This window comes from Lapidilactobacillus concavus DSM 17758 (genome assembly GCF_001435835.1).
GTDB lineage: Bacteria > Bacillota > Bacilli > Lactobacillales > Lactobacillaceae > Lapidilactobacillus > Lapidilactobacillus concavus.
Genome location: NZ_AZFX01000088.1, coordinates 1 through 2,871 on the forward strand (window position 1 = coordinate 1; position 2,871 = coordinate 2,871).

Consider the following 2,871-nt stretch of genomic DNA (forward strand, 5'->3'; position numbering starts at 1 on the left):
GGCAAAGCCAACTAATTTTTATTATTTAATGTGTAAACTTGACAGGGCACAGTACCGAGCTCCAATGACTTTGCTTTTTTCAACCATTTGCCTTGAATGAACCATCATAAATAAATGTTGGTCTTCTAACTTCGAGTCCTTCTTCGCCGAATACTTGATATTGATTAACCCATTTAAGAATGGACGCATCTGACTTGATACCGTATTTGCGTGCAAGTTGACCGATCCCAATCGAAGAACTTAGACATATGAAAACCCTCGATATTGGATTTGGTCCAACATCGGGGGTTCAGTTCATTCGAGGTGGTGACGAAAAACTTCGTCCAAATCTTGCTTTTGGGCTAGTGCAGCGATAATTTCTGTGGTAAGTTCATTCATGGGGAATGCCTCCTGTGATGTTTTCTGTGGTTACTAAATATCATAAGGGAAGGCATTCCCTATTTCTATACAATTCAGAAATCTTTTATGCGTTTACACAAGATATTTTACGCTCTCGAACTATCAGCTTATTAATTATTCTGATAGTAGTAGTGCTAATGTATTTAGGCTATTTATTGACTGTCTCTGAATAATGAACGCAAAATATTTCTAGTTGTTATAGCGTTCCAACCATATAAGCCTTCGTGATTATAATAAGCTGCTTTTGCTTCATCATATGGGACAACTTTAGTTTCCGATCCCCAATACATAGCAGTTACAAACATTTCAACCATTTTTTTTCCTCTTATATTAACAACTTCAGCCGTTGTATGCGTTGGCATTATTTTTCCCCCTTTTAATAACTGAACCAAATTATTTTCTTAATTTATAATATTTCAACTTTGAATCAGAATAAACAATATCTTGTATTATAAAACATTTACTTCAGAAGGATTTTCTCCTTACGTAAGTTCTACTAATACCTCAGTTTTTTCTAACCTTTTATAAGTCTCTGTCAGTTGATAATAAATAACTGAAGATCCCTCGCTTCACGGTAGCTCGATAAGATCCTTGTTCAAGGGCATATCGCTTTACCGTATTATAATGATACCCAATCATAATCACCACAATAATCAATGCTAATGATAAACTCAACCCCGAATCATCATCAACAGCGGCTGCATAATATAAAAATACACCTACAATACCAATAAGCACTATATTAAATAACGGATTTGCAAAAGTCCGCAGCCAGAGACTGCTTCTTGTGACATACCAGTAGACATTACCGCCTTGATCGACAACATCATACTTTGAATTGCTATCTTGTTGATTCAATTCTACTGTTCGTTTTGTCGGGATTTCAAAAGATTCTAATGACCTAGGTTTACGAACAAATTTACGTTGTTTTGCCCGATCATTGATACCACCAGCAGCAATATTGAATATAGGCAGTTGACCTAACATATGGTTGATAGAACCATGCTGCTTTTCCTTTGATGCTGTTTTAGGCATGGGTTTAGGTTTAGGTGTAAATTCCCCGGTTTTAGGATCCATATCATAATAATCCGAGAACGGATTAGGCGTATCTTTAAATGGGTACTCAGGATCATAAACGTAATCAGCGCTGTTAAGATAGTCAAGATGATGATCACGATTATAGTTATATTGATTAATCGCAATTTCTTGATGTTCTGGCGACATCCCATCATAATCACGCAAAGCTTCTTGAACATAAACGAGGCCGTTTTGATCACGATAATAAGCTTCATTATCAAGATTGCGTTCTTCTTCAACCGTCAAATCAACATAATCATCTGCCAAATCATCCTCAACGTCTAATGAATCATGAGATTCATTATCACACTCCTGATGAATCCGATTGAGCTCATGATCTGCTTCTTGCTCTTCTAGTTGATGGAGATAATCGTTATAATCATCCATGTATTCGTCTGCAAATTCATCATTGATATCTTGGCTATCGACACGACCATCACCATTATAATCATCATTAAACATTAAATTACTTCTCTCCATATCTTCTACCAGGAGGCATTCCCTATTTCTATACAATTCAGAAATCTTTTATGCATTTACACAAGATATTTTACGCTCTCAATTAGAACGAGTGTTTAGAAAAAGATGTGCCATTTATTGACATAGGAGCACTATTTTTTATTTAATTACAAAAGCTCATCACTGATTGATAACCTAACAACCTTATTAATTCATCAATTAAATCATTTTTCCTATTTGCATGGAGTAAAGAAGTAGCCCAAGAGCACGGTCTAAAATTTAACTCACGATAAAGTTGTTCTAAAACAGTTAATGTTTTTGAATCAATGTTTGAAATACTACTTTTCGATTGTCCACCCATAGAAGTAATCATTTTTTGTACTAAATCTTTTGTTATCATTGCTGTATTGAATTGTCTAATTCCATAGTAATTCTCCTAAATATTTTTTCACTAAAAAAACCGCTTAATATTCACACTAAGCGGTTCCTTACTTAGGAGAATATCAATCTACATTGAAGCACGTTGCAAGACTTCCCTTGTACGTTGCTGTCGGGTCATTGTGTGTAGCCACTAACCGAACTCTCGATACTCAAACGATTTCTTTAATTAAAAATAGTATAACATAGCTATTCGGTAGATTGCAAATTTAATCCGAATTTTTGGACAAATTTGTCAGCATAACCTGATACGGTGTTTGCCAGTCGAGTATTTTAAGGAGAGCGTAAAATATCTTGTGTAAATGCATAAAAGATTTCTGAATTGTATAGAAATAGGGGATGCCTTCCCTTATGATATTTAGTAACCACAGAAATTATCGCTGCACTAGCCCAAAAGCAAGATTTGGACGAAGTTTTTCGTCACCACCTCGAAATTGCGATTTTCGCCAACAACTGGCATCAGACCTATCCCAAATTAATCAAAGATCTGCTTAAAAT

The 2,871-nt window shown here is 35.2% G+C and carries 2 protein-coding genes and 1 pseudogene; all 3 read right to left on the reverse strand.

Features of this window, described 5'->3' with window-relative positions; all coding sequences use genetic code 11:
• Positions 1-551 precede the first annotated feature (551 nt).
• Positions 552-761, reverse strand: coding sequence for a hypothetical protein (locus tag FC15_RS07765; RefSeq protein ID WP_057825533.1), 210 nt, complete (start codon positions 759-761; stop codon positions 552-554).
• A gap of 160 nt (positions 762-921) precedes the next feature.
• The gene (locus tag FC15_RS07770) at positions 922-1,938 is read right to left on the reverse strand and encodes a hypothetical protein (RefSeq protein WP_057825535.1); all 1,017 of its coding nucleotides are present in this window, start codon (positions 1,936-1,938) and stop codon (positions 922-924) included.
• Positions 1,939-2,582: 644 nt separating this feature from the next.
• Positions 2,583-2,708: pseudogene (locus tag FC15_RS09475) on the reverse strand (IS30 family transposase); the annotation flags it as partial.
• Positions 2,709-2,871: the final 163 nt, after the last annotated feature.